Origin of the sequence: Sphingobium sp. B1D7B, from assembly GCF_025961965.1 — a bacterium.
In the GTDB taxonomy this organism is placed as follows: domain Bacteria; phylum Pseudomonadota; class Alphaproteobacteria; order Sphingomonadales; family Sphingomonadaceae; genus Sphingobium.
Genome location: NZ_JAOQOR010000001.1, coordinates 1883136 through 1908008, shown reverse-complemented (window position 1 = coordinate 1908008; position 24873 = coordinate 1883136). Strand labels below are relative to the sequence as shown.

The window sequence follows — 24873 nt, the reverse complement described above, 5'->3', positions numbered from 1 at the left end:
AAGGCTGTTCAGAGAAAGCGCGTCGGCATCATGATGGTGCGCCACATGTGCGCGGAGGGGCTGTCATCGAAGCCAAGCCCTTCCTCCGGCTGGCGGAAATGGCGGCCGATGATGTCCGTAAACTCTTCGATCTCCACGACGACATTGGGGTCGAAGGCGTAGAAATCATTGAGCGTGACGAGCCGCGCGCTCATATACCATTTGTGGTTGCGGGCGCGCTGATAGGCGCGGTCGATATGGGGATCGGGCCGGTAATCGGCGCCGAAGAAGCGGATATAGGCTTCGGGATAGTCATAGCCGACCGATTCATCGGGGTAGAAGCGCACCACCTGATGCTCGCGCACCGCCCAGCTGACTTCGGGATCGACATAAGGCTCGATCAACTGCGCCGCCCAATAGCCATGATCGGCGCGGATGAAGCCGGTGACGGCGATGTCGTGCAGCAGGCAGGCGAGTACGATCTTCTCGTCATGCCCGGCATCGCGCGCCAGCTTCGCGCTTTGCAGGACGTGCGCGGACGGGCCGAAGCGATAGCGGAAGAAATCCACCAGCGTCGGCTTCTCCGGCATCGGCGGCAGGCGCGGGTCCGGCCCCATCAGGAATGGCAGCCGACGGGGATTGTCGATGGGTGGGCGCGGCAGGCGCGGATCGACATCGCCGGACTGGTAGAGGGTGGACTTGATGATGATCGCGTCCAGCGCCTCGCTCATCTCCTCCTCCAGCGCATCGGCCTGCGCATGGAGATTGTGCAGATCCGGCGCACTCATAGCGCGGCGGAGGGCTTGGCGGTGGCAGACGGCGGTGCCATCCCCGCCCCCTCACCCACGCCGGTCTGTGTCGCCGCCCGCAGCCGGTCCCGATAGAGCGGCCGCACGAAGGTGAGCAGGAACGCCGCGAAGAACGCCATGGCGGCGAACAGCGCGAAGCCCCAGACATAATGGCCATTCACATCGTAGATATAGGCGAGCGTCACCGGGCCGATGGACGAGCCAAGCGCGAAGCAGCCCGTGACGATGGGCAGAACCTTGTCCATGTTGCGCGGCCCGAAGACATGCTTGGCCAGCACCGGCCCCTCGCAGACCAGTCCGCCATGGGCGAGGCCGAGCGCGCAGATGAAGATGATCGCGGTGGAGAGGCTGGAAACCTGGAAGGCCAGCAGCACCATCGCGGCGATGAGCAGATACCAGGCCGCAATGCCCTTCACCGAATAGACATCGAAGAACTTGCCCGCGATGAATTTGGAGGCAAGGCCGATGGCCGAGGTGAGCGAGAGCAGCCACGCCGCCGTCTCGCGGGTCAGACCGACTTCCTGCACGAAATAGAGCTGCATGTTCTGGAACAGGCCCTGATCCACGCCGGCGATGATCAGCACGCCGACCATGATGCCCCAGAACATCGGCTTGCGCACCAGTTCGGCATAGCTCATCGGAATGTCCGCCGCGCGCGTCGCCGCCGCCACCTCGGCACTGGGCAGCACGCCCTTGGCATTGGCGGTCTCCGGCAGCAGATCCTCTTCCGAAGGGTTCTGCTTGACGAACAGGACGAGCGGCACCGAGACGGCGAGGATAGACACGCCAATCAGCGCATAGGTCATGCGCCATCCGATTTCGGGAATGAGCGCGGCAATGACGATGGGAAAGACCACGCCGCCGGCACTCGACCCGACCAGCGCCAGCGCGCCGGCAAAGCCGACATTGCGCATGAACCAGCGCGCCACCATCAGCTTGATGCAGAGCAGCACAGCGCCCTGACCGAGGCCAATGAGGAAGCCGGCGAGAAAGTAAGTCGCGATAGAGCTGACGTTGAGGAAGGTGAAGAAGCCCAGCGCCTGGATGATGAGCACGGTGAGGAAGACCGGTTTCAACCCAAAGCGCTGCACCGCCGGCCCGATGACGAGAATGGCGACCAGCGCGCCGGTGAGGCCTTTCCACGCATAGATGCCGGTGGCCTCGGCCCGGGTCCAGCCGAACTCCGCGATCACCTCATTATAGAGGAGCGACATGGAGTAGGTCGGGCCGCCGAAGGAGAAGAAGAAGATGATGAATCCGGCAGCCACCACCCACCAGCCGGGATAGTATTTGCCTGTCGCGGGTGTCGTGGCCATCGCCTGTCCTCTCCGTAGCCAGCCTTGCCGATTCATGCTTTTTTTATCGGCTCAGCTTCCCATGCATCCTATCGACCTGTCAACAACTCCGTTGCTTGAAACAACAATATCGAGCGCGATCAGCCGCGGCCCAGAAAGGGCATATTGAGCGGCAATATGGTGCCATCGACGAAGTTCACATGATCGGGCAGATCGGCCATAGCCAGCACCGCGCGCGCCGCGACATCGGCACTGATCCGGTCGCGCGGATCGCCGTCCTGCATGTTCTGCACCAGATTGGTGCCGACAATGCCGGGGTGGAAGATGGACGAGGCGACGCCATGATCGCGCCCGTCAAGGGCGAGCGAATGGTTCATGCCCGCCAGCGCGAACTTGCTCGCGGCATAGGCAATCGTATTCGGGCGAGGCACCTGCGCGGACAGGCTGCCGATGTGGATCATCCGGCCTGCCCCCTGCCCTTTCATGATCCGCAGCGCCTCCCGCGCGCACAGGAAAGCGCCGTTGAGATTGGTGTCGATCACCTCAGACCAGCGCGCGAAGGAGAGTTCATCGGTCGGGGTATGATCGGCAATGCCGGCATTGTTGATGAGAATATCGATGCGCCCGAAGCGCGCGAGACCGGCGGCGAACATCGCCTGCACATCGGCCTCCTGCGAGACGTCGCACTGCACGGCGAGCGCCTGCCCGCCCTGCGCTTCAACCTCGGCCACGAAGGCATCCAGCGGTGCCTTGCGGCGCGCGGCGACGATCAGCGAGGCCCCGGCTGCGGCAAATTCGGCCGCGATGGCCGCGCCGAGACCCGAGCTGGCGCCGGTGACCAGTGCGACCTTGCCCTTGATGTAACCCATGATGCGTCCTCTCCCTTGCGCGCGGCGAGTGCACCGGCTTGCCCTCTCCCTCGTCATTCCCGCGAACGCGGGAATCCAGCTTGGACCTTGCGTCTCGGCGCAGCCGTGGACCTGGATTCCCGCGTTCGCGGGAATGACGAGGGGGCTTCCGGTTGCCGTCACGTTCTGCCTACGCCGCCTAGCCTAAGCAGGCGTCATCGCTCTGGCCATTCAAAAGAGGATTGGACGGCGAAGTCTCAGGCCGGCTCGAACAGCAGCAGGTGGCGACCATCGGGCAGCGGATGCCAATAGGGCTTCACCGCCAGCCCGGTCTTCAGCTCTGCTTCGCTGCAATGGATGATGTTGCTCATCACATTCACGCCTTCCTCCAGCGTGACCATGGCGACGACATAGGGCTCCTTGTCGCGGAACGGCGGGCGAGCGCGGCGGACGATGGTGTAGCTGAAGATCGTGCCGCGCCCGGAGACCTCGCGCCATTCCAGAGTGTCGCGGCGGCCGGTGTAGATGCTCGTGGGGCGCGGGTAGAACTGATAGGCGCGGGCCACGCGATCATATTGGATGAGCAGCTTCTTCTCGCGCGTCGCTTCCCAATAGGGGCGCGAAAAGCTGCGCTCGGGCGGCAGCGGGCGATCGATATCGAGGAGATCGTTGAGATCGGCCATGCGCCTCAGCCCTCCGACGTGAGGATGAGGGCGGTGCTGGTGTTCCAGTTCCGCCCATAGGGAATGCCGCCGATGCCGGTGACGAGCGCATGGCGGCGGTCCTTCACCTGCCGCGCGCCGCCATCGCCGAAAAGCTGCCGCACCGCCTCGACAAGATTGGTGCCGCCACCGGCCAGACCGCATTGCCCGGCGGAGATTTGCCCGCCGCCGGTGTTGAGCGGCAGATCGCCGGAGAAGAGGAAATCAGTCTCGTGGATGAATGCCGCGCCCTGCCCGTGCGCACAAAAGCCGAGCATTTCCAACTGCATCATGATCGCAATGATGAAGTCGTCATAAGGATGGAAGGAGCCCATATCGCGCGGGGTGAGCCCGGCCTGCGCAAAGGCCCGCTCGCCCGCCTGCCGATGGCCGGTGACGGTGGGATCGACGATGGCCGAAGCGGCGCCGAGATTGGTGCGCTCGCCATAGCCGCGCAGCACCGCGCAGCGCGTGAGGCCACGCTGCTCGGCGCGTTTGCGGCTGGTGACCAGCACCCCGCTGGCGCCATCGCACGGCATGACACAATCGAGCAGACGGATCGGATCGTTGATCATCCGCGACTGCACATAATCATCGACCGTGATCGGCTTGCGCAGCTTCTCGCAGGCCTTGTCGTTGCGCAGGGCGTGCTCGCGCTGGGCCACGGCCAGCTTGCCCAGCGCCCGCTCGTCCAGGCCGAACCTGTCATGATAATAGCGGCTCAACATGCCGAAGGCGGCGGGCGCGCCGAGATAGCCATAAGGCGTGGTCCACTCCGCGCCATAGGAGCGCGGGCGGCCATTATTCTCGGCGACGGCGGTGTCGGCGAAAAGGCAGAGGACGGTGGTGCAGAGCCCGGCATCGATAGCGGCGGCGGCGCGCGCCACCGCGCCGACCGGCGAGGAGCCGCCAATGTCGACCGTCTGGCAGAAATCCAGCTCCAGCGCGAGCTGATCAGCCGTGGTCTGCGACCAAAAGATGTTGCCGGCGCCGGTGGACGAGGAGGACAGGATCAGCCCGTCGATCTCGCCCTTCTCGAAGCCGGTTTGCTCGAGAATGCCGTCGAGGATTTCGGCGCCCAGCTCCCAGACATCGACCTCGCTGCGCAGGACGATCTTGGTCTCCGCATAGCCGACAATGGCATTGTCCCGCAGCGCCATGGTTCAGCCTTTCGTCGGGTCGGAAGGCGGCGCGGCGACCTTGTTCTCGCCGCGCTCGACAAAGGCGCGGATGCGGTCAGTACCCTCGCTGCTGCGGGCCGATCCGCCGATCAGCCCCTCGAAGAACAGCCCGTCGCTGTGGCTCATGTCGCCGATGCGGGGGAGCGCAGCGCACACGGCCCAGTTGGTATTGGGCGCATTGCTGGCGATGCTGGCCGCGAGTTCCTTCGCCTTGGCCATCGCCTCGCCCTTGGGCACGACATATTGGCAGAGATTGGCGCGCTCGCCCTCGGCGGCGCTGAGAACGCGGCCGGTGAGCATCATGTCGGCCATGCGGGCATAGCCCATCAGGCCCTGAATGCGCACGGCGCCGCCGCCGCCCACGAAGATGCCGCGCTTGCCCTCCGGCAGGGCGAAGAAGGTGCTCTCGTCGGCGACGCGGACCTGACAGGCCGAGGCGATCTCCAGCCCGCCGCCGATGCAGGCGCCCTCCAGCGCGGCGATCCAGGGGATCGGCCCGCGCGCGACGAGATCGAGCGGGACCGTCCAGCGGCCGCGCTCCCAGGGCTTGGGCGGATTGGCGCCACTCATGCGCGAGGCGGCTTCTGCCAGATCCAGCCCGGCCGAGAAATTGCCGCCATGGCCAAAGAGGATGCCAACGCGCGCTTCCGACGCGGCGCGCTCGAACGCCGCATGCAGATTCGCCATCACCTCCGTATTGACCGCGTTGCGCTTGGCCGCGCGGTTGATGCCGACGATGGCGATCTCGCCATCCAGCTCATAGGTCGCCAGCGTCTCGCTCATGGTTCAGTTCCCCTCCGCAGCGGTAATGATGAGGGCATCGACGGCCGTCAGCCCTTCCCCCTGCGGATGCACGAAGACGGGGTTGAGGTCGATCTCCTCGATCTGCGGCATGGTCTCCATCAGGCGGCCGATCAGCCCGGCGGTGTGGGCAACCGCCTGCACATCGACCGGGGGCGAACCCCGGAAGCCCTTGAGCAGCTTGGCGCTGCGCAGCTTCATCAGCTCGGCGATAATATCCTCCTGCGCCATGTCGACCGGGAGCAGGCGCACATCGCCCAGCGCCTCGACCCAGATGCCGCCCAGGCCGACCAGCACGACCGGCCCCCATTTGGCATCGCGCTTGGCGCCGATCATCAGTTCCAGGCCCTTGGGCGCCATCTTCTCGACCAGCACGCCATCGAGCACCAGACCGGGCTGGGCGCGGGCGACATTGGCGTGCAGATCGTCCCAGGCGCGGCGTAGCTCGTCGGCGTCACGGATGCCGAGGATGACGCCGCCCGCCTCAGTCTTGTGCGCCAGCGCGCCGGCCTGCGCCTTGATGGCGAGCGGGTAGCCGACCTTAGCGGCGGTCGCCTCGGCCTCCTCCAGCGAGGTGGCGAGGCCGCCGGCGGGCACGCGGATGCCCATGGCGGAGAGAAGCTGCTTGCCGAGCCATTCGGGCTGCGGGCCGCTGCCCAGCGTCGGCAAATCGGCAAAGGGCGTGTGGGTGACCGAGCGCGCCGAGCGCTCCAGCGAGCGGCCATGGCGCGTGACGCGGGACAGCGCCGTCATCGACCGCTCGATGGAGCGGCTGAGGATCAGGCGGTTGGCGCGCACCGAGGCTTCGAAGTCAGGGTCCATCTCCGGCGCCGGGAAGGCCATGATCGCCGGGCGATCCTTGCCCTTGAGGCTGTCGATGAACATCGGCCCATAGCCGCGCTGCGAGGCCGCCGTGCCGCTGTTGATGGCAATGAGCACGCTGCCGACATTGCCATCCGCCATCAGCGCGTTGGTGCCGAGCGGGATCAGCTCCGGCTGGAAAATCGCCTGCGTGCCGAGATCGAGCGGGTTGCGCGGCGGGATGAAGACAGGGAGTTGCGGCGCCAGTTCGCTGCGGGTCTGCTCGGTGAGCGCGGGCATCTCCATATCCAGCGCCTCGAAATAGTCATGCGCGATGGCGCAGAAGCCGCCGGAGAAGGTGAGCACGCCGGGGCCTTTGGTCGGCGCGACCGGATAGCGCGCCAGCAGCTCGATCACATCGACCCACTCCTCCAGCGTCTCGACCAGCACCACGCCGGCCCGATCGAGATGGAGCTGCATGGTGGCATAATCGCCCGCCAGCGCGCCGGTGTGCGACTGGATCGCGGCCTTGCCCTTCTCGCCCCGGCCCGGATGAATGGCGACCAGCGCCTTGCCGGCCGCTTGCGCGCGCCGGGCGGCGGCGAGGAAGGCCTGCGGATCGCGCACTTCCTCGAGATACAGGGCGATGACCTTCGTCGCCTCATCCTGCGCGAAGAAATCGATGAAATCGGGAATGCCGATGCCGGCCTCGTTCCCGGTGGACACGGTATAGGCCATCGGCAGATGCCGTGCGGCGAGATTGGTGCTGGCATAGGCCATCAGCCCGCCGCTCTGCGAGACCATGGCAATGGCGGGATTGGGATCGTCCGGTGCCAGCATGGCGACCTTGCGGGCGTTGGCAAAGCCGATGGGCAAGCCCTTCACAAGATTGGTGTAACCGAGGCAGTTCGGCCCGAGCAGCGCGACATTGCCCTCATAGGCGATGCGGACCAGTTCATCCTGCCCCGCCCGGTTACCCGCCTCGGCAAAGCCCGAGGAAAAGACCGTCACCGCCTTGACGCCGCGCCGCACGCAGGCCTCCAGCGCATCCTTCACACCCGCCGCCGGGAGCGTGAACACCGCCAGATCGATGCCCTCGGGCAGATCGTCGATGCTCTGCGTCACGGGATAGCCGTCAATCTCCCCCTCCGCCCGGCCGACGACATGGACATCGCCATCAAAGGCGTTGAGCTGGAGATTGGCGAGCACCGTCCGCCCCGCCGTCTTGGGCTTGGCCGACACGCCGATGACCGCGATCGAGCGGGGGCGCATGAACAAGGCGACCGCATCGGCTCCCCGCACAGGTTTGATCCGGGGGGAAAGATCGGTCGCAGACATAGGATCACCATTCATGCTGAGGGGGCCATGAAAAAGGGCGCGCGAGCGCGGCCCCCATTATCGAAAAGCCGGACCATGGCCGGGATGCTGCTCCCGGCCACGGACCGAACGGTCAGAAGGCGAAGCGGACGCCAACCTTGTAGGCGCGGCCGATGCGGTCGTAGAAGCCGGCCACCTGCGTGCTGGGGAACGGCGGTTCCTTGTTCAGCAGATTGTTGACCACGGCGTAGAGCTGCACCTTCTTGTCGCCCCGCTGCATGAGCGTGACGTTGCCGGTCCAGTTCAGATACAGCCGCGAGGCGACGTTCATGTTGCCCACCGAAATCGGCGAGGCCGCATTATAGTCCGGGTCGCCCGGCTGGACGAGCGTCGCGTCCACAATGCCCTTGTCGATCCAGCGCGCGTTGAGCGTGGTGCCCCACTTCTCCGTCTCGTAGCCCAGGCTGGCATTGAGCTGCCAATGCGGCACGCTGGTCGCGCCGGTGTTGAGGCCGGAGGTGAACCCGCCCAACTGCCCCGCGCGGTCGATGCGGCTGCCGCGCGTCTGGATGATCCCGGCGGCATTATAGGTCGGTGCAACGCCCAGCCCGTCGTCGGAAATCAGGTCAGCGACATAGGTGCCGAACAGGCGCGTCGTGACCCGGCCCGGCCCGGCATTGAAGCGATAGACCATCTCGAAGTCCACGCCGCGCGTTTCCAGCGAGGCAAGGTTGAGCAACTGGACGGTCACGGAGTTGATTTCCGTGCTCGTGCCGGTGCCGGATAGCGAGGTGGTGGCGCAGAAGGCCCCCGGCGTGCCGCCCTGGATCTCGGCATAGCAATTGTCGATGATCTGCTGCGCCGGGAAGCTCGCGATCGCCCCGTCGATCTTGATATTGTAGAAATCGACCGAGGCCGAGAAGCCGGGCAGGAAGGTGGGCGTGAACACCGCACCGACCGTGAAGGTGTTCGCCTTCTCCGGCGCCAGCGTCTCGCTGGGCGCGAAGACCACCGTGTAGGACCGCGACACACCGTTGAACGGATTGCGCAGGGTCGACTGGGTGGACGTTACCGAGAACAGCTCCGCCGCATTGGGTGCACGGATATCCCGCGAGCGTGTCGTGCGAAGGCGGACGCCATCGACCACATCCCAGGTCGCGCCGATCTTCCACGTCGTGACGCCGCCCGACACCTCATAATTGGTGTGCCGGATCGCGCCGTTGAGATCGAACGACTTGAAGAAGGGCACGTCGCGGGCCAGCGGCACCACGACCTCGGCATAGGCTTCCTTGGTCGTGAACGCGCCTTCATAGGGCTTGGGGTTCGAGAAGTTGTACGCCCCGGCGGCCGCGAGCGAATCCACGACGCTTTCGGCGCTGTCCCGCCGATATTCACCGCCGACCGCGAGCGAGACTGGCCCCGCCCAGGTCGAGAAGGGCTCGCCGCTGATATTGGCGGCGCCCACGAACTGGCTGGTCGTGATCGACTGGAACTGCGTGCCGTTCACATAGTTGATCGCCTCTTGCGACATCGCGCCGGCGCCGAACAGGTTGAGTGGCTGGCAGCCCTGCGCCCGCGCGACGGTGTTGCGGCAGACAATCTGACCATTGGGAAGCTGGATCGCATCCAGCGCCCAGATGAAGTTCTGCTGGATGCGCATGTTGCGGATCTGCGATTCCAGCTTGTTCTGGCCATATTGGACGTAAGCGTCCCAGTTCCATCCGCTGATGTTGCCGTTCAGCCCGCCGACGATGCGATAGGTGCTGTTGAAGTTGACGATCTGGGTGGACGAGAAGTCGGGGTTGGACCGACCCATGACGAAGGACGTGATATTGTTCGCGTCCATGATCGTCGCGACCTGCGCCGGCAGGAAATAGTTATCCCGCTGGATCACCACCGCACGCGGACCGCTGACCGCGGTGTCACGCGGCATCGGGCCGGAATAATCGGACCCGGACCGGCCATAGCTCCCTTCGACGAACATGCCGACGGAGTCGCTCAGCTCATAATTGAGGTTCGCACGCACGACATAACGGTCGATCGGCAGCACCAGCGTATGTCCGAGACGGGGCGGCGTGCCCTGCGAGCTGGACATGTTGTAGGATGAGCCGCCGCTCTCATTGCCATAAGTGAACGTGCCGACCTGACCGGGCGCCGGGAACCAGATGCCGCGCAGGGCATCGACGCCATTGGCCGGGTTCGTATCGGCATTGTTGCCGAGAATGACGCCGCCGATGAGCGAGTTGACGAAGCGCACGCCGCTCTCGAATGAGCGGGAAGGCACGCCGGCCGGACGGTTGGCCGCGAAGGAGACGGATTCCTCGTAGCGACGGCCCCAGGCGCGATCATCGAAGCTGCCGATTCCATCGGACTTCACATATTCGCCGCCGATGGTGAAATGCCCGCGCCCGTCCGCAAAGGGGCTGCCGAATGCGAGGCCCACGCGGCGCTCGAAATTATCGCCTTCTTCGGAAAGACCCAGGGAAAGATCGCCCTTCAGGCCGGTCAGGCGATTGTTCATGATGACGTTGACGACGCCGGAAATGGCATCCGACCCATAAGCGGCGGACGCGCCACCGGTGACGACGTCGATCCGGTCGATCAGCACCGTCGGCATCAGGTTGAGGTCAACCTGCCCGGTCGGCACAGTCGGCACATGGCGCCGGCCATCCACCAGCACCAGCGTGCGGATGTTCCCCAGCGCGCGCAGATCGGCGAAGGTCGCGCCGGAAAGGTTGGACGACTGGGTGTTCGTCTGGTTGCTGACGCTCGGGCGGAAGGACGGCACCTCATTGAGATAGTCGCCCACATTGGCCGCGCCGCGCTCGGCGATTGCCTCGGAGGTCACGACGACCAGCGGCGTGGGCGCCTGGAAGCCATCGCGCTTCACGCGCGAGCCGGTGATGATGATATCGCGCACCTGCGCATCGTTATCCTGCGCCTGGGGCGCTGGCCCATCCTGCGCGAGCGCCGGGGCAGACCCCAGGGCGACAAATGTGCAAGCGGCAGCAGACGCGAGCAACCATGTTCGACGAGACATATCCCCTCCTATTTGTTGCCGCAGGTTTGCGCCTGCCGGCCTTTCATTGTGCCCGAGACTAAGCGTCATAAAGGCTGTGTCAACAACAATGATACTATATTATCTTTTGGGGCCGCCGGGTTTTAACAGGTGCGTGGATGACGGCCCAATGCCCCGGAAACCAGGGCTTGCCGGCGGCGCCCTCGATGCAAACCGCGCAGCCATCTGCCCCGATCCGGTGACGACTCAATTGTTGCGCAAATCGATGCTAATGACAACAACATTCTCCAGCCGCTTTATATAAAGCTACTTGATATTATCTGCGAGCGCGCGATGATGGGACGGAGAAGGAGAGGGCAGGCATGTACACGCAAAGCGAGCAGGCTTTTGCCGAAGAGGTCCGCGCATTCGTGCGCGCCGAATGCCCAGCGGATGTGCGCGAGAAAGTGACCAACGCGGTCGGCATCACCGCGGCGGAGCGGCTCGCCTGGCACAAGGCGCTGCATGCGCGCGGCTGGGCGGCGCCGCACTGGCCGGTCGAGCATGGCGGCACCGGCTGGAGCCCGGTCCAGACCTATATTTTCTCGGAGACGCTGGCCGAGGAAGGCGCGCCGGACCTTGGCTCCTTCGGCCTCAAGATGCTCGGCCCGACGCTGATGCATTACGGCACGCCGGAGCAGAAGGCCCATTATCTGCCGCGCATCCTCTCCGGCGAGGACATCTGGTGCCAGGGCTTTTCCGAACCGGGCGCTGGCTCAGACCTCGCCTCGCTCAAGACTCGCGCCGTGCGGGAGGGCGACCATTGGGTGGTCAACGGGCAGAAGATGTGGACGACCATGGCGCATGAATCGACCATGATGTTCGCGCTTGTCCGCACCGATCCCGATGCGCCCAAGCCGCAAATGGGCATCTCCATGCTGCTCATCGACCTCAAGACGCCGGGCATCGACATTCGCCCGATCATCCTGCTCAACGGCGCCCACACCACCAATGAGGTGTTCTTCGACACTGTGCGGGTGCCCGCCGAAAATCTGGTCGGCGAACCGCATAAAGGCTGGACCTATTCGCGCGTGGTACTCGGCAATGAGCGGCTGTCGATCGCGCGGATCGGCCTCAATCGCCGCCAGTTGGCGCGGCTGAAGCAGATCGCGGCCGAACAGGGACTGGCCGGCGTGCCGCATGTCCGCGCGCGCATCGCCGAGGCGGCGATCGAGCTGGATGCGCTGGAGGCCATGGCCACCGCCATGCTGGACCGCGCCCGGGCCGGGGTCGCGCCGGGGATCGAGGCCAATATGCTCAAGATCAAGGGATCGGAGCTTCAGCAGCGACTGACACGCCTGCTGGTCGAGGTCGCGGGCCGTAGCGCCGCGTCATTCGCCCCCGACGCCGCCATGGATGGTGGCGATGCGGGCAAGCCATGGCTGGCGCGCCTGTTCAAGAGCCATTTCGATACGCGGGTCGTCAGCATCTACGGCGGCTCGAACGAAATCCAGCGCAACATCATCGCGAAAACGCTTGGCCTGGGGGCAGCCCGATGAACACGACCGTGATGGACGCCGCGCCGGCAGGCGGTGCCGAAGAGACGAACATTCGCGACCTGCTGCGCAACTCGCTCGAAACCGTGCTCGCGCGGCACTACAGCTTCGAGCAACGCCGCGACGCGCATGAGAGCGCCGCGCGGGAATCGCGGGCGGCCTGGGCGGCTTATGCCGAGCTTGGCCTCCTCGCCCTCACCCTGCCGGAGGGGCATGGCGGCTTCCCCGGTTCTCTCGGGGACTTGGCCATGGTAGCAGAGACGATGGGCGGCGCGATGGTGCTGGAGCCCTATGCGGCGGTGATGATCGGCGCGCGGCTGCTGGCGGCGGCCGGCAGCGAGGACCAGCAGGCTGCCTGGCTGCCCGCCATCTGCAGCGGCACAGTGCGCATCGTGCTGGCGCATGAGGAAGCCGATGGCGGCTTTGGCCGGCCGATCACTGCCCACGCCACGCCCGATCCGCATGGCTGGCGCCTCTCGGGCCGCAAGGTCGCCGTGGCGGGCGGGGATAGCGCAGACCTGTTCATCGTCTCGGAGAACACGGCCGGGGGTGTGGCGCTGTTTCTCGTCCCGGCGGCGGATCTGGCCGTTCGTCCGACCCGCTGTTTCGACTGGACCGGTGCCGCCGACCTCTTGCTGGACGACGTCATCATCCCCACCGCCGCGCGGATGCCGGGCGGCGAGACGGCACTGGCCCGCGCGCTCGATGAAGCCACCGCCCTCGCCTGCACGGACGCCGTCGGCGCCTTGCGGGCGGCGAATGCCCTCGCTCGCGAGCATACCCACACCCGCCGGCAATTCGGTCGCCCGCTGGATGCCTTTCAGGTGCTCCAGCATCGCCTGGTCGACATGGCCATCGCGCAGGAGCTCGCCGCGCCGATCGCGGCCGCCGCCGTAGCCGCCTGCGAGGCGGACGACCAAGCGGCACGCGCCCGCGCGGTCTCGGCGGCGAAAGTGAAGGTCGGCGAGTCGGCCCGCTTCATCGGCGAGCAGTGCGTGCAACTCCATGGCGGCATGGGGCTGGTGCAGGAATATCCGGCCGCACATCTGTTCGCCCGGCTAGGGCTGTTCGAGCTTTCGCATGGCGACCGCGACGCCCATCTCGAGCGCTACGCGGCGCTGGCCCTTTAAGCGCTCAGCTTAAACCCTTAGCGCCGGCTCTGGCTCGGCGAGCCGCCGCCGGTGGGTGGCGCGATACCGTTGATGCGGGTGCCGCCACTGATCGAGCCCGTGGCACGCCGGGCAAAGTCGGCGGGATAGGTCAGCGCGGGAGGTCCGGCGGCATCGAGCGCCGCCAGATCCTCGGCCGACAGGGTGATGCGGCTCGCTGCGGCATTCTCGACAAGCTGGTCGGCATCGTTGGCGCCCAGCAGGATCGTCGCGACCCAGGGCTGCGCCTGCAGCCAGGCCAGCGCGATCTGTGCTGGGCTGGCGCCGTGGCGCTCCGCGACCTGCAGCACGACGTCCAGCACGCGCTCGGCCTTCTCGTCCAGAATGCGGGCAAGGAACGAGCCACGCCCTTCGGCATTATGATTGCTGGCATCGCCGCGCCGATAGCGGCCGCTCAGCGCCCCGCTCTTGAGCGGCGACCATGCCGCGATGCCCATGCCATAGGCCCGGGCGAGCGGCACATGCTCGACCTCGATATTCCGCTCCATCAGCGAATATTGCAGCTGCAGGCCAATCACCGGCACCAGATTGCGCCACTGCGCCAGCCAGTGCGCCTCGGCCACTTTCCACGCCGGGATGTTGGAGAGGCCGACATGCAGCACCTTGCCCGCCCGCACCAGATCATCGAGCGCACGCATCGTCTCGTCCATCGGCGTCAGCGGATCGAGAATGTGCATCCAGAGCAGATCGACCCGGTCGGTCCTGAGCTTGCGCAGCGAGGCTTCGACGCTTTGCAGGATGGACTTGCGCCCGCCTCCACCAGCATTGGGATCGCCATCGCGGACATTCGAGCCGAATTTGGTGGCGATCACCAACCGGTCGCGCAGGCCGGGCTCGCCGGCGAGATAATCGCCGAGGATCGTCTCGGCCTCGCCACCGCCATAGCTGTTGGCGCAATCGAGGAAGTTGCCACCGAGGTCGCGATATTGCGCAATCAGGCGCCCGGCAGCGGTGGCGTCGAGACTCCAGGGCTGCGCGCCGCCGAAGTTGAAGGTGCCGAGCGCGTAACGGCTCACCCGCAGGCCGGACCGTCCCAAGGTCACGAAATCGTCAAACATTCCATCCCTTCCCGATTGCTCAAACTATACTACTATATTATCTTTATGGCGTATCGCCGGATGTGAGCCAAGCGGAGACCAAAAGCAACATGAACGATAGCCTGACCGCGCAAAAGCCCTTGCTTGCCGCCCCGACGCTTGCCCCACCCGAGCTTGCCTCCGGCATGCTGATCGACGGGGAAATCGTGGCGGGAGAGGCGTTCATGGCGGTGATCGATCCCGCGACTGGCACTGCCTTTGCGCAGGCACCGGACGCGCAGCGGGACGATCTCGACCGGGCCGTCGCCGCCGCGCGCCGCGCCTTCCCCGGCTGGTCCGCCCGCGATGTGACCGAGCGGCGCGCCGTCATTCACAGGATCGCTGCGCGGCTGCGCGAGGTCGCCGATCCGGTGGGCGCGCTGCTCACCGCCGAACAGGGCAAGCCGTTGCGCGACGCCATTGGCGAGGTGCGCCGTGCGGCCGATCATATCGAGGCGTTGAGCGCCTTCGATGTCGCCGGCGGCGTGCTCCGCGAAGATGCGGGCGAGCGGGTGGAAATCCGCTATCGGCCGCTCGGCGTGGTGGGGGGCATCACGCCGTGGAACGTGCCGGTGATACTCGCGACGGTGAAGATCGCGCAGGCGCTCTACACCGGCAATTGCATCGTGCTGAAACCCTCCCCGCTCACGCCGCTCTCCACGCTCGCCATCGGCCAGGCGATTGCCGACATCGTGCCGCCGGGCACGGTGAACATCCTGAGCGGCGGCAATGATCTGGGCATATGGCTGACGACGCATCCGGATGTGGACAAGATCAGCTTCACCGGATCGGTGGCGACCGGCCGCCATGTGATGGCCAGCGCGGCGGGCACCTTCAAGCGCATCACGCTGGAACTGGGCGGCAACGATCCCGCCATCGTGCTGCCCGATGCGGATGTGGAAGCCACCGCCGAGGGCATTGCCCGCAGCGCCTTTGCCAATTGCGGGCAGGTCTGCATGGCGATCAAGCGGGTGTTCGTGCATCGCGCGCTCTACCCGGCGATGGCCGAGGCGCTGGCTCGCCGCGCGGCCGCGATCCGTGTGGGGCCGGGCACCGATCCGCAGAGCCAAATGGGGCCGATCCAGAATCGGATGCAGTTCGAGAAGGTGCTGGCGCTGCTCGACGGCGTGCGGGCGACCCCGGGCGCACAGATCCTCACCGGTGGCGAGCGGTTGCCGGGCCCGGGCTATTTCGTCATGCCGACGGTGGTCGCCGGACTGGATGACGCAGCGCCGCTGGTGCGCGAAGAACAGTTCGGCCCGGTGCTGCCGGTGCTGGCTTTCGACGAGATCGAGGATGTCATCCGCCGCGCCAACGCCACCGAATTCGGCCTCGGCGCATCGGTGTGGACGGCGGACACAGACGGCGGCGGCGCGATTGCCCGGCAGCTTGAGGCCGGGATGGTCTGGGTCAACCGGCACGGCGGCAATGGCCGGGATGTGCCCTTCGGTGGCGCCAAGCACTCGGGCTATGGGCGGGAACAGGGCGTCGCGGGGATGCAGTCCTATATGGAAATGCAGGCGGTCACGATTCCACGGGCATGAGGTGCACCCCTCGGTCGCTCCGCCTGCCTAATCGATGCAGACTTGGCGCGGTATCATCGTCATGCTCCCGTCACTCGTGATCGGGCGCATCTCAGTCCGCGTCTTGGTGCAAGGCCGACCGTGCTTGTTGAGCAGTGGCTCGCGTCGCTTTTCTCGTAAGGCAGCTCGTGCCTCCGGGCACACTGACGTCCGGACCCACTGCTCCGCCACCGCTTTGCCTTTTGTGCGCACCCGGAAACGATAGCGCGAGCCATATTGCTTTTGGTCTGCTGCTGACAGGGTTGCGAACGAGGAGCAGCGCGGCTGAGCAGGAGCAGGCGCTGCCGCGGTCAGGAGCAATGTGGCAAAAGCCGTGATCATGAGGTCCTCATCCTAGGTAAGCATCGAAATTATAACGCTTATAACGCTCGAACCGGGATACGGACGCTTTTCTGACGATCTGCTTGGGCACACTGCTGATTAAGCGGCATTATCCTGCAGTGCCCTGATCCGCAGCAGATAGGCCGGGGTGACGCGCGCCATCAGAAGTGCGGCGACGATCGTCAGGCCGATGAACACGCCAAAGCCGACCAGATAGGTGCCGGTGCGATCGTACAGGTTCGCCAGCACGACTGGCCCGAAGGCCGAGCCCATGGTGTTGAAGCCGGCGAGCACTGGCAGCAGCCGGTTCATGAGGCCGGGGCCATAGACATGCTTGGCAACGACCGGGCCATCCACCGTCAGCCCGCCATGCGCCACGCCCAGCACGGTGGTGAAGACAAGCGCGGTGAACAGCCCCTGCACCGGCAACGCCAGCAGGATGGCGAGGCCGAGCAGCAGGTTCCAGCCCGCCACGCCCTTCACCGAAAAGCGATCGAACGTCATGCCCGCGACGAACTTGGCGCCGATGCCGATGAGGAAGGTGAGCGACCAGGCCGAGGCCGCGACGGTGCGCGAGAGGCCGATCTCGTTGGTGAGATAATAGATGCTGTGCTGGAAGAGCGCCTGATCGATCAGCGCCGAGAGGAAGGTCGCCAGCGCGATCAGCCAGAAGGCGTGCTGGCGCAGCATGGTGCGGAAGCTGATGCCGAGATCGGCCGCGCGCAGCCGGGCGCTGCTGACCTGCTCGCTCGTCCGCACCGCCTCGGGCAGCACGTCCGCCTCGCTGGGGTTGAACCGCACCGACAGCGCGAGCGGAATGGAAATGCAGAAGATGCCGATGCTCAGACAGGCAAAGGCGACGCGCCAACCATAAAGCGGAATGAGCTGGCTGGTCATCAGCGGGAACAGCACGCCGCCGAAGCTGGTGCCGATCACCGCCACGCCCGTCGCCAGCCCGACATTGCGCATGAACCAGCGCGAAACGAGCAGGCGCAGCGAAATGATCACGGCGCCCTGGCCGATGCCGATCATGAAGCCGACGACATAATAGCTCCACAGCGAGTGGACGAACAGGAAGCCCGCCAGCCCGATGGCTTCGGCCGCCATGGCGCCGACCAGCACCAGCTTGAGGCCGATCCGCTCCACCAGCGGGCCGATGATGAAGATCGCCATGATCGCGCCGGTGAGGCTCTTATAGGTGTAGATGAGCGTGGCCTGGGTCAGCGTCCAGCCGAACTCCTTCATGACCTCGGGATAGACGAACGGCATGGTCAGCGGCGCGCCGAAGGCGATGAGGAAGATGAAGAACGCCTTGGCGACCACGCCCCAGCCCGGATAGCGCCAGGTCGCGCGGATGATGGCGATCTTGTCTGTGAGACTCGCTCGACCTGCCATGCTCTCGCTCCCGTCCGGTCTCTTGCCGCCCTCGCCCGATCAGGCGGCCAGGCCGGGCGCGCCGCGCTGCGCCTGCCCGGTCAGCACGGCGATGGCCGCTTCCGTACCGCCGGCCCGACAAGGGACACCCGCGAAGGCCAGCGCAGCTTCCGTTGCGGCGATGGCGCCGAGTACCAGCGTGTCGCTGAAGTCGCCGAGATGGCCGATCCGGAACACCCGGTCATCGAGCTGGCCGAGGCCATTGCCGAGGCTCATGTTGCAGCGCTCCAGCGCCGCCTCGCGCACCGCATCGGCGGAGATGCCGTCCGGCATCCGCACGGCGGTGAGCACCGGCGAATGGGCGGCGGCATCGCGGCATTGCGTCTCGAAGCCCCATTGGGCGACCGCCGCGCGCGTCGCCTGCGCCGCCCGCTGGTGACGCGCGAAGACGGCGTCCAGCCCCTCCTCCTGCATCATGGCAATGGCCTCGCGCAGCCCCTGCAGCAGATTGATGGCCGGGGTGTAGGGGAAAAAGCCCCGGGCATTGGCCTCCAGCATCTCGCCCCAATCCCAATAGGAGCGCCTCATCCCGGCCGATTTCGACGCCGCGATGGCCTTTTGCGACAGGGCATTGAAGGAGAGGCCCGGCGGCAGCATCAGCCCCTTTTGCGAGCCGCCGACTGCGACATCCACGCCCCAGGCATCATGCTGATAATCCACCGACGCCAGCGACGAGACGAGATCGGCCATCAGCAGCGCGGGGTGCCCGGCTTCATTGATGGCGCGGCGCACGGCGGCGATGTCTGAGGTCACGCCGGTGGAGGTCTCGTTGTGGACCACGCAGACCGCCTTGATGCGATGCGCCTTGTCCCCGCGCAGCCGCTCGCCAATGGCTGCGGCATCGACCGGGGTGCGCCAGTCGCCGGGGATCAGCTCGGGCTCCAGGCCGATCTTGCGGGCGAGGCGGCACCAGAGCGTCGCGAACCAGCCGGTCTCGTACATCAGCACCGCGTCGCCCGGCGAGAGCGCATTGACCAGCGCCGCTTCCCACGCGCCGGTGCCCGACGAGGGGTAGATGATGACCGGGCCGGCGGTCTTGAAGATGCCCTTTATCCCGTCCAGCACCTCGACCGTGAGATCGCGGAAGTCAGGCCCGCGATGGTTGATGGTCGGGCGTGCAATTGCCTCCATCACCCGTTGCGGCGTGGTCGTGGGACCGGGCAGTTGCAGGAAGTGCGCGCCGGGGCGATGGGAAGAGGTGGCAGGCATGAACGGTCCTCAGGCTGGCGCGGGCGCGAGGCGGCGCTTGCGATCCACCGGCTCGGCGGTCTCCTTGCTCCAGACCGCGCGACGCGCATTGTAGAAATCGAGCCAGTCCTGCTCGGGTGGGAGCAGCGCATAGCCGGCGCGGACATTATGGTAGCAGGCCGGATTATCGACGCCCGGCGGCACCACCCCGTCGTCCCGCAACGCCGTCGCGGCCCATTTGAGCCGCCGGCGGGTGAGCACGATCATCCGGTCGCTGGTGCCCAGATGCTCCATGGTGCGGTCCACCACCGGCCCCATGCTCTCGGTGACCGCCTGATCCTGCACCGGGATCGCCTCGATGCCGCTATAGCTCTGCGTCGACTGCGCCTCACGCGAGATCAGATGATCGTTGCGCGGATTGGCATCGATGCGGAAGCGGCCGAGCCAGTCGGTGGTGTTGGGCAGGAAATTGATCGGCGAGGTGGTGCCGGGAATCGGCTTGCCCGCCTTGGTGAGCGTCGTCGCGGCGGTGCGCGGGCCGCCGATGGTGACGAGCATGGCATGATGATCATCCAGCGGCACCCAGGCGCGGGCGCGGATATGGTCGAGCGGCTCGGAGGGCGCCATGGTCCAGAAGGGCAAAGCGAACTGGCCGATGCGGTGATAGAGATTGTCCCCGGCCGGGCGATAGGCGCAATACATGGTCCCGTAATCGGTCTCCAGCGCCTCATATTTCGGCGCAAGATTCTCGCGCATCTGCCTGTAATAATTGATCGAGCCTTCCTCGAACTGATCCGGCGTCGCCGCACCCAGATGCAGGAAGCCGACATGGCAGGTGTCGATATCCCCCTCCAACGCCTGCAGCCAGTTGCACTCGCGCATCATGAAGGTGACGGTGAGCGGCTGCCCCGCCTCCACCTCGTCCCAGTCGAAATGCGGCAGCGCGGGTGGCTCGGCGCGATTGCCCATATAGACCCAGGCGACACCGTAGCGCTCGACCACGGGGAGCGCGCGGATCTTCACCTTGTCCTTATAGTCGGTCTCCGGCGGCTCGCTCGGCATCTCGATGCACTGGCCGTTCCGATCGAACTTCCAGCCATGATAGACGCAGCGGATGCCGCCCTCCTCATTGCGCCCGTAGAACAGCGACGCGCAGCGATGGGCGCAGCGATGATCGACCACGCCAAGCGATCCATCGGGCGAGCGGAAGGCGAGGAAGTTCTCCCCGAGCAGCCGGAGCCGCAGCGGCGCGCCGCCAGCCTTGACTTCGTCCGGCATGAACGCGGGGATCCAATATTCCCGCATCAACGCGCCCATGGGGGTGCCGGGGCCAGTCTGCGTCAGCAAGGCATTGTCTTCCGGCGACATTCCGCCCTCCCCCACGTTTGAATGAATCAAACTATAATATAGTTATTCTTTTTCATCCGATGCGGCGTGGCTTGTCAAGCAATGCCGGGCGGGGCAGGATTGAAATCATCATATGGAATGACCGATCGCCCGCCCCGCGCGGGCGATGCCAACATGAGAAAGCCTGTTCCCTTGGCCGAATCCGACACCGTTTTCAGTTCCGTGCGCAGCCAGTCGCTCGCCTCGCGCATCGTCTCGCAGGTGATCGACGCGCTGTTTGCCGGCCAGTTCAAACCCGGCCAGTTCCTGGGTACCGAGGCGCAGCTGACCGAGACCTTCCAGACCAGCCGCGTGCCGATCCGCGAGGCGCTGGGCCGGCTCGAAGCGCTGGGGGTCGTGACGATCAAGACCGGCGCGGGCGGCGGCGCGACGATTGCCGAGGGCAAGCCGGACCAGTTCGCCACCGCCCTGGCCGTGCAGTTCATGCTCGTGCAGGTGACGGCCGAGGAGATTTTCGATGCCCGCATCGGCATCGAATGCCGCGCGGCAGAGCTTGCCGCCGAGAAGATCACCGACGACCAGATCGAGGCGCTGCGGCTGCTGCTGGAGCGGATCATGGAGCCGGACCTGCCGCGGCGGGAGTCCGTCGATCGCATCCTCGCCTTCCACCGCTTCATCGTGGAGGCCTCGGGCGCGCGCACGCTGGTGACGCTCATGCATGCGCTGGAGCATGCGCTGCTCAACCTGTTCACGGCGCTGGAAGCCTCACCGCGCAACAGCCGCATCGGCTACAAGTCGCTGCAGGGCATTTTCGACCGGATCGCCGCGCGCGACAGTGAGGGCGCCTTCACGGCGATGCGCCTCCATCTGCTCGATCGCCGCAAGTCGATGCTCTACCGGCTCAAGGAGTTGAGCGATCAGGCGGGGATTGCGACGCCCGCCAGCTAGGCGGCCGACGCCGTCCGGTCAGACACTCGTCCCGACCAGCCGCCCGATCCCGGCTGTCAGGGCCATGGCAAGCGCGCCCCAGAAGACCACCCGCGCCACCGGCCGCCAGGGCTTGGCCCCGCCGGCGCGCGCGCCAATGGCGCCGAGCAGGCCGAGGAACAGGATCGATCCTGCTGCCTCGCCCACCACCATGCGGTCCATCGGCAGCACGGCGGCAAGCACCAGCGGCAGCGCCGCGCCGGCCGTGAAGGTGGCGGCGGAGGTGAAGGCGGCCACCACCGGGCGGGCCGCTGTCGTCTCGGTAATGTGCAGCTCGTCGCGCGCATGAGCGCCGAGCGCATCATGGGCCATCATCTGCTCGGCCGCGCGCCGCGCCGTCGCCGGGTCGACGCCGCGCGCGACGTAGATGTCGGTGAGTTCCTGCAGCTCGGCCTCGGGCGCGGTGGCCAGCTCCTGCGTTTCGCGCGCGAGGTCGGAGCGCTCGGTGTCGGACTGGGAGCTGACCGAGACATATTCGCCGGCCGCCATGGACATCGCCCCGGCCACCAGACCGGCAGCACCCGCGACGATCAGCGCCGACCGATCCGCACCCGAGGCCGCCACGCCGAGGATGAGGCTGGCCGTGGACACAATGCCGTCATTGGCGCCCAGCACCGCCGCGCGCAGCCAGCCGATGCGCGAGACAAGATGATATTCCCGATGCGGCCTCATGGATGATCCCCCTCATATTCAGCGCGACTTTATCAGAACGGGGCCTGCGCGGCGATTGGGGAAATCTGCTCTTGGCCGGAGGGCTGGCGCAATCTTATTCGGTGGCCGGCACGATCATCGCCCTGATGACCGGCGCCTCGCTGCCGCTGATCTGCAGGATGTGGCGCCCCGCCTTGAGGCGGAAATCGACGATCTTGCGGATGCCCGAGCAAGCCGGCCCATGGCCATGCGCGAGGGAGGTCACGCGGGCGCCGTTGGTCACCATGTCCAGCCAGGCCGCTGCGCCCAGGGCGACGCGATAGACGCCCTCGCGCGGGGCGTCGAACGCCAGCATCCCGGCGTGGGTGCCGGGCTTGGCCGCGCGCTCGGGCGCGGCAGCGAACGCGACGGATGAGGCAGGCGACAAGGTAAGGTCGACGGCCCGTCCGGGTTTGAGCTGGACGATGGCTTCCGTCAGGCCGGCAACCTGCTCGGCGTTGCGCCAGGCAGCAAATTCAGGCGGCAGCGCCGCATCGTCCGCGCAGGCGGGCGCATCCGCAGCGGGCATCTGAGCGGCGACGGGCACCGGTGCCAGCGCCATTGCGAGAGCCATCATCACACGCATTGTCCGCTTCTCCTCTGGACGGTCGGTTCTTTCGATGTATTTGCCCATATACATCGAATCACGAACAGGAAAAGGGGATCCATTGATGAGAGCGACACTGGTGCTGGGCGCCGCAATTCTGGTGACGTCCGGCATGGCCCGCGCGCAGGCGCCGGAGAGCGAGGCCGGCAGTTTCGGCCTCGGCCAGATCATCGTGACGGCGCCCGCCGGGCCTGACCGTCTGATTGGCACGGAGACGCTCGGCCAGCAGGCCATGGTCCGCTTTAACCGCGTGCAGCTCGACGATGCGATCAACCTCCTGCCGGGCGTCTCGGCGGGCAATAGCGGCGGCTCGCGCAACGAGCGGCTGGTGTTCGTGCGCGGGTTCGACCGCTTTCAGGTGCCGCTCTCGATTGACGGGATCCGCGTCTATCTGCCGGCCGACAACCGGCTAGACTTCGGCCGCTTCCTCACGCCGGACATTGCCGAGGTGCAGGTGGCGAAAGCCTATACCTCCGTGCTGGATGGTCCCGGTGCCATGGGCGGTGCGATCAATCTCGTCACGCGCAAGCCCACCAAGGCTGTGGAGGCCGAGGCGCGCGCCACGCTCAATCTCGACCGCGATGCGGACTATGGTGGCTACAGCGTCTTCGCCTTGCTCGGCACGCGGCAGGACCATTGGTACGCGCAGGCGAGCTATGCCCGCAATTTCACCGATCACTGGACGCTTGCCGGTGGTTTCCACCCGGTCAGCGCGAACGAGGACGGCGGCGCGCGCGACTTCTCGCGCACATCAGATTGGCGCGTGAATGCCAAGCTGGGCGTCACCCCCAACGCCACCGACGAATATGTGCTGAGCTACACACGGCAAGAGGGCAGCAAGAACGCGCCGCTGCATGTGAGCGACACGAGCAACGTTTCGCTGCGCAACTGGAGCTGGCCCTATTGGACCATCGACACGCTGTCCGCCCTCTCCACCACCGCGCTCAGCAATCAGGCGACGCTCAAGACGCGGGCTTATTACAGCCGCTTCGACAATCTGCTGCGCTCCTGGGACAATCGCAGCCAGACCAACCAGACGCTGGGTCGGTCCTTCGACAGCCCTTATGCGGACACGGCTTATGGCGGATCAGCGGAGCTCGGCATGGAGCTGCTGCCCGTCAACCGGCTGACCCTTGCCTTCCATTACCGGCATGACGAGCACAGCGAATCCCAGACCAGCCGCCCGGGCCTGCCCGGCAGCATCGCCGAGCCGGTCCAGATCAGTGCCGAGCGCAACTGGAGCATCGCGGTGGAGAACCGCTTCGCCTTGCTGCCGACGCTCACGCTGACGCTGGGCGCCTCCTATGACTGGCGCGATCTCGACCGCGCGGAGGAATATGGCGTGCCGCAGGGGCAGACCGGCGCCAACCGGCTCTACAGCTTTCCGCTGCGCAACGTCGATGCGCTGAACGCGCAAGGGCGGCTGGATTGGCGCGGCGAGAATGGCAGCGCGGCGCATCTCTCGCTCTCGTCCCGTGCCCGCTTTCCGACCCTGTTCGAGCGGTTCAGCAGCCAGTTCGGCACCGCCGAGCCCAATCCCGGCCTGAACCCGGAACGGGCGACCACGCTGGAGGTCGGCGGGGCGCGTCAGCTGGGGCCGCTCCATGTCAGCGCAGCGCTCTTCCACAGCTGGGTGAGCGACGCGCTGGTTTCGGTCCGCACGCCGGCCAACCTCAATCGCCGGGAGAATTATGGATCGGCGCATTATTATGGCGGCGAGGTCGCGGTGGATGTGAAGCTGAACGACCAGATCGAGCTGGGCGGCAATTATTCCTACATCCAGCGGGACTTCACGGTCGGCACGGCGCCGGCGGGCAGCCTGATCCGCCCGTTTCAGCTCACCGATGTGCCGGGCCACAAAGGCTTTGCCTATCTGGGCTGGCGACCCGTCCCTACCCTGCGCGTCACGCCCAATCTCGATTTTGCCTCGCGCCGGACGACTGTCACCCCGGCCTCCGCCAACGGCCTCGCGCCCATCTATTACAAGACGGGCGGCTATGCGCTGGCCGGACTGAGCATCGATTATGCGCTGACGCCGCAGGCCACGCTCAGCGTCGGAGGCCGCAATCTCTTCGACCGGGATTATGTGCTGACCGATGGCTTCCCCGAACCGGGCCGCTCGCTGTTCCTCAGCCTGAGCGCGCGCTACTGACGCCTCTGCCCCTCCACGATTGATAATACTGTC

The 24873-nt window shown here is 66.2% G+C and carries 19 protein-coding genes; 5 read left to right on the top strand and 14 right to left on the bottom strand.

Features of this window, described 5'->3' with window-relative positions:
* Nucleotides 1–8: 8 nt before the first annotated feature.
* From M2336_RS08790 to M2336_RS08755, 8 genes are all read right to left on the bottom strand, one after another.
* The gene (locus M2336_RS08790) at nucleotides 9–767 is read right to left on the bottom strand and encodes an HD domain-containing protein (protein WP_264592878.1); all 759 of its coding nucleotides are present in this window, start codon (nucleotides 765–767) and stop codon (nucleotides 9–11) included.
* Nucleotides 764–2104: an MFS transporter gene (locus M2336_RS08785; protein WP_264592877.1), complete on the bottom strand. Its 1341-nt coding sequence runs from the start codon at nucleotides 2102–2104 to the stop codon at nucleotides 764–766. Before M2336_RS08785 ends, M2336_RS08790 begins: the two co-directional genes overlap by 4 nt.
* Before the next feature lie 119 nt (nucleotides 2105–2223).
* Entirely contained in the window at nucleotides 2224–2952 is a 729-nt protein-coding gene (locus M2336_RS08780; protein WP_264592876.1) for an SDR family oxidoreductase, read from the bottom strand.
* A gap of 236 nt (nucleotides 2953–3188) precedes the next feature.
* Nucleotides 3189–3614 carry a Zn-ribbon domain-containing OB-fold protein gene (locus M2336_RS08775; protein ID WP_264592875.1) on the bottom strand — a complete coding sequence of 142 codons (426 nt, stop codon included), beginning with the start codon at nucleotides 3612–3614 and terminating at the stop codon, nucleotides 3189–3191.
* A 5-nt stretch (nucleotides 3615–3619) separates the two neighbouring features.
* The gene (locus M2336_RS08770) at nucleotides 3620–4792 is read right to left on the bottom strand and encodes a thiolase family protein (protein ID WP_264592874.1); all 1173 of its coding nucleotides are present in this window, start codon (nucleotides 4790–4792) and stop codon (nucleotides 3620–3622) included.
* Nucleotides 4793–4795: 3 nt separating this feature from the next.
* A complete protein-coding gene (locus M2336_RS08765; protein ID WP_264592873.1) occupies nucleotides 4796–5596 on the bottom strand; it encodes a crotonase/enoyl-CoA hydratase family protein in 801 nt (266 codons plus the stop codon).
* Nucleotides 5597–5599: 3 nt separating this feature from the next.
* Entirely contained in the window at nucleotides 5600–7753 is a 2154-nt protein-coding gene (locus M2336_RS08760; RefSeq protein WP_264592872.1) for an acetate--CoA ligase family protein, read from the bottom strand.
* A gap of 112 nt (nucleotides 7754–7865) precedes the next feature.
* Entirely contained in the window at nucleotides 7866–10772 is a 2907-nt protein-coding gene (locus tag M2336_RS08755; protein WP_264574655.1) for a TonB-dependent receptor domain-containing protein, read from the bottom strand.
* Between the two features lie 341 nt (nucleotides 10773–11113).
* Between M2336_RS08755 and M2336_RS08750 the strand changes: the two genes are divergently transcribed.
* Both M2336_RS08750 and M2336_RS08745 read left to right on the top strand, forming a co-directional pair.
* The gene (locus M2336_RS08750; RefSeq protein ID WP_264592871.1) at nucleotides 11114–12289 is read left to right on the top strand and encodes an acyl-CoA dehydrogenase family protein; all 1176 of its coding nucleotides are present in this window, start codon (nucleotides 11114–11116) and stop codon (nucleotides 12287–12289) included.
* Nucleotides 12286–13416 (top strand): acyl-CoA dehydrogenase family protein, encoded by a 1131-nt coding sequence (locus tag M2336_RS08745; RefSeq protein ID WP_264592870.1) that lies wholly within the window; start codon nucleotides 12286–12288, stop codon nucleotides 13414–13416. Before M2336_RS08750 ends, M2336_RS08745 begins: the two co-directional genes overlap by 4 nt.
* Nucleotides 13417–13433: 17 nt before the next feature.
* Here M2336_RS08745 and M2336_RS08740 read toward each other — a convergent pair whose 3' ends face one another.
* Nucleotides 13434–14513, bottom strand: a complete 1080-nt coding sequence (locus M2336_RS08740; protein ID WP_264592869.1) for an aldo/keto reductase — start codon at nucleotides 14511–14513, stop codon at nucleotides 13434–13436.
* Nucleotides 14514–14602: 89 nt separating this feature from the next.
* Here M2336_RS08740 and M2336_RS08735 point away from each other — a divergent pair, with 89 nt between their 5' ends.
* On the top strand, nucleotides 14603–16075 hold the full coding sequence (locus M2336_RS08735; protein WP_264592868.1) for an aldehyde dehydrogenase family protein: 1473 nt from the start codon (nucleotides 14603–14605) through the stop codon (nucleotides 16073–16075).
* A 459-nt stretch (nucleotides 16076–16534) separates the two neighbouring features.
* Here the strand turns inward: M2336_RS08735 and M2336_RS08730 are convergent, their stop codons facing one another.
* The 3 genes from M2336_RS08730 to M2336_RS08720 are packed head-to-tail and all read right to left on the bottom strand — an operon-like array spanning nucleotide 16535 to nucleotide 20425.
* Nucleotides 16535–17830 (bottom strand): MFS transporter, encoded by a 1296-nt coding sequence (locus M2336_RS08730; protein ID WP_264592867.1) that lies wholly within the window; start codon nucleotides 17828–17830, stop codon nucleotides 16535–16537.
* Nucleotides 17831–17869: 39 nt separating this feature from the next.
* On the bottom strand, nucleotides 17870–19078 hold the full coding sequence (locus tag M2336_RS08725) for a pyridoxal-phosphate-dependent aminotransferase family protein (protein ID WP_264574649.1): 1209 nt from the start codon (nucleotides 19076–19078) through the stop codon (nucleotides 17870–17872).
* 9 nt (nucleotides 19079–19087) lie between these two features.
* The gene (locus M2336_RS08720; RefSeq protein WP_264574648.1) at nucleotides 19088–20425 is read right to left on the bottom strand and encodes a Rieske 2Fe-2S domain-containing protein; all 1338 of its coding nucleotides are present in this window, start codon (nucleotides 20423–20425) and stop codon (nucleotides 19088–19090) included.
* A 153-nt stretch (nucleotides 20426–20578) separates the two neighbouring features.
* Between M2336_RS08720 and M2336_RS08715 the strand changes: the two genes are divergently transcribed.
* Nucleotides 20579–21352 (top strand): FadR/GntR family transcriptional regulator, encoded by a 774-nt coding sequence (locus M2336_RS08715; protein ID WP_264574647.1) that lies wholly within the window; start codon nucleotides 20579–20581, stop codon nucleotides 21350–21352.
* 18 nt (nucleotides 21353–21370) lie between these two features.
* Here M2336_RS08715 and M2336_RS08710 read toward each other — a convergent pair whose 3' ends face one another.
* Together M2336_RS08710 and M2336_RS08705 are read right to left on the bottom strand one after the other, a co-directional pair.
* On the bottom strand, nucleotides 21371–22063 hold the full coding sequence (locus tag M2336_RS08710; RefSeq protein WP_181558943.1) for a VIT family protein: 693 nt from the start codon (nucleotides 22061–22063) through the stop codon (nucleotides 21371–21373).
* Nucleotides 22064–22157: 94 nt separating this feature from the next.
* The gene (locus tag M2336_RS08705; RefSeq protein WP_264592866.1) at nucleotides 22158–22667 is read right to left on the bottom strand and encodes a homogentisate 1,2-dioxygenase; all 510 of its coding nucleotides are present in this window, start codon (nucleotides 22665–22667) and stop codon (nucleotides 22158–22160) included.
* Between the two features lie 85 nt (nucleotides 22668–22752).
* Between M2336_RS08705 and M2336_RS08700 the strand changes: the two genes are divergently transcribed.
* The gene (locus tag M2336_RS08700) at nucleotides 22753–24840 is read left to right on the top strand and encodes a TonB-dependent receptor plug domain-containing protein (RefSeq protein WP_264574645.1); all 2088 of its coding nucleotides are present in this window, start codon (nucleotides 22753–22755) and stop codon (nucleotides 24838–24840) included.
* Nucleotides 24841–24873: the final 33 nt, after the last annotated feature.

Bases quoted from the DNA above. Each gene is read 5' to 3' on its own strand.
- M2336_RS08745 (WP_264592870.1), top strand. From the start codon at position 12,286: ATGAACACGACCGTGATGGACGCCGCGCCGGCAGGCGGTGCCGAAGAG.
- M2336_RS08790 (WP_264592878.1), bottom strand. From the start codon at position 767: ATGAGTGCGCCGGATCTGCACAATCTCCATGCGCAGGCCGATGCGCTG.
- M2336_RS08750 (WP_264592871.1), top strand. From the start codon at position 11,114: ATGTACACGCAAAGCGAGCAGGCTTTTGCCGAAGAGGTCCGCGCATTC.
- M2336_RS08720 (WP_264574648.1), bottom strand. From the start codon at position 20,425: ATGTCGCCGGAAGACAATGCCTTGCTGACGCAGACTGGCCCCGGCACC.
- M2336_RS08735 (WP_264592868.1), top strand. From the start codon at position 14,603: ATGAACGATAGCCTGACCGCGCAAAAGCCCTTGCTTGCCGCCCCGACG.
- M2336_RS08785 (WP_264592877.1), bottom strand. From the start codon at position 2,104: ATGGCCACGACACCCGCGACAGGCAAATACTATCCCGGCTGGTGGGTG.
- M2336_RS08700 (WP_264574645.1), top strand. From the start codon at position 22,753: ATGAGAGCGACACTGGTGCTGGGCGCCGCAATTCTGGTGACGTCCGGC.
- M2336_RS08770 (WP_264592874.1), bottom strand. From the start codon at position 4,792: ATGGCGCTGCGGGACAATGCCATTGTCGGCTATGCGGAGACCAAGATC.
- M2336_RS08710 (WP_181558943.1), bottom strand. From the start codon at position 22,063: ATGAGGCCGCATCGGGAATATCATCTTGTCTCGCGCATCGGCTGGCTG.
- M2336_RS08705 (WP_264592866.1), bottom strand. From the start codon at position 22,667: ATGCGTGTGATGATGGCTCTCGCAATGGCGCTGGCACCGGTGCCCGTC.
- M2336_RS08760 (WP_264592872.1), bottom strand. From the start codon at position 7,753: ATGTCTGCGACCGATCTTTCCCCCCGGATCAAACCTGTGCGGGGAGCC.
- M2336_RS08730 (WP_264592867.1), bottom strand. From the start codon at position 17,830: ATGGCAGGTCGAGCGAGTCTCACAGACAAGATCGCCATCATCCGCGCG.
- M2336_RS08765 (WP_264592873.1), bottom strand. From the start codon at position 5,596: ATGAGCGAGACGCTGGCGACCTATGAGCTGGATGGCGAGATCGCCATC.
- M2336_RS08740 (WP_264592869.1), bottom strand. From the start codon at position 14,513: ATGTTTGACGATTTCGTGACCTTGGGACGGTCCGGCCTGCGGGTGAGC.
- M2336_RS08755 (WP_264574655.1), bottom strand. From the start codon at position 10,772: ATGTCTCGTCGAACATGGTTGCTCGCGTCTGCTGCCGCTTGCACATTT.
- M2336_RS08780 (WP_264592876.1), bottom strand. From the start codon at position 2,952: ATGGGTTACATCAAGGGCAAGGTCGCACTGGTCACCGGCGCCAGCTCG.
- M2336_RS08725 (WP_264574649.1), bottom strand. From the start codon at position 19,078: ATGCCTGCCACCTCTTCCCATCGCCCCGGCGCGCACTTCCTGCAACTG.
- M2336_RS08775 (WP_264592875.1), bottom strand. From the start codon at position 3,614: ATGGCCGATCTCAACGATCTCCTCGATATCGATCGCCCGCTGCCGCCC.
- M2336_RS08715 (WP_264574647.1), top strand. From the start codon at position 20,579: ATGAGAAAGCCTGTTCCCTTGGCCGAATCCGACACCGTTTTCAGTTCC.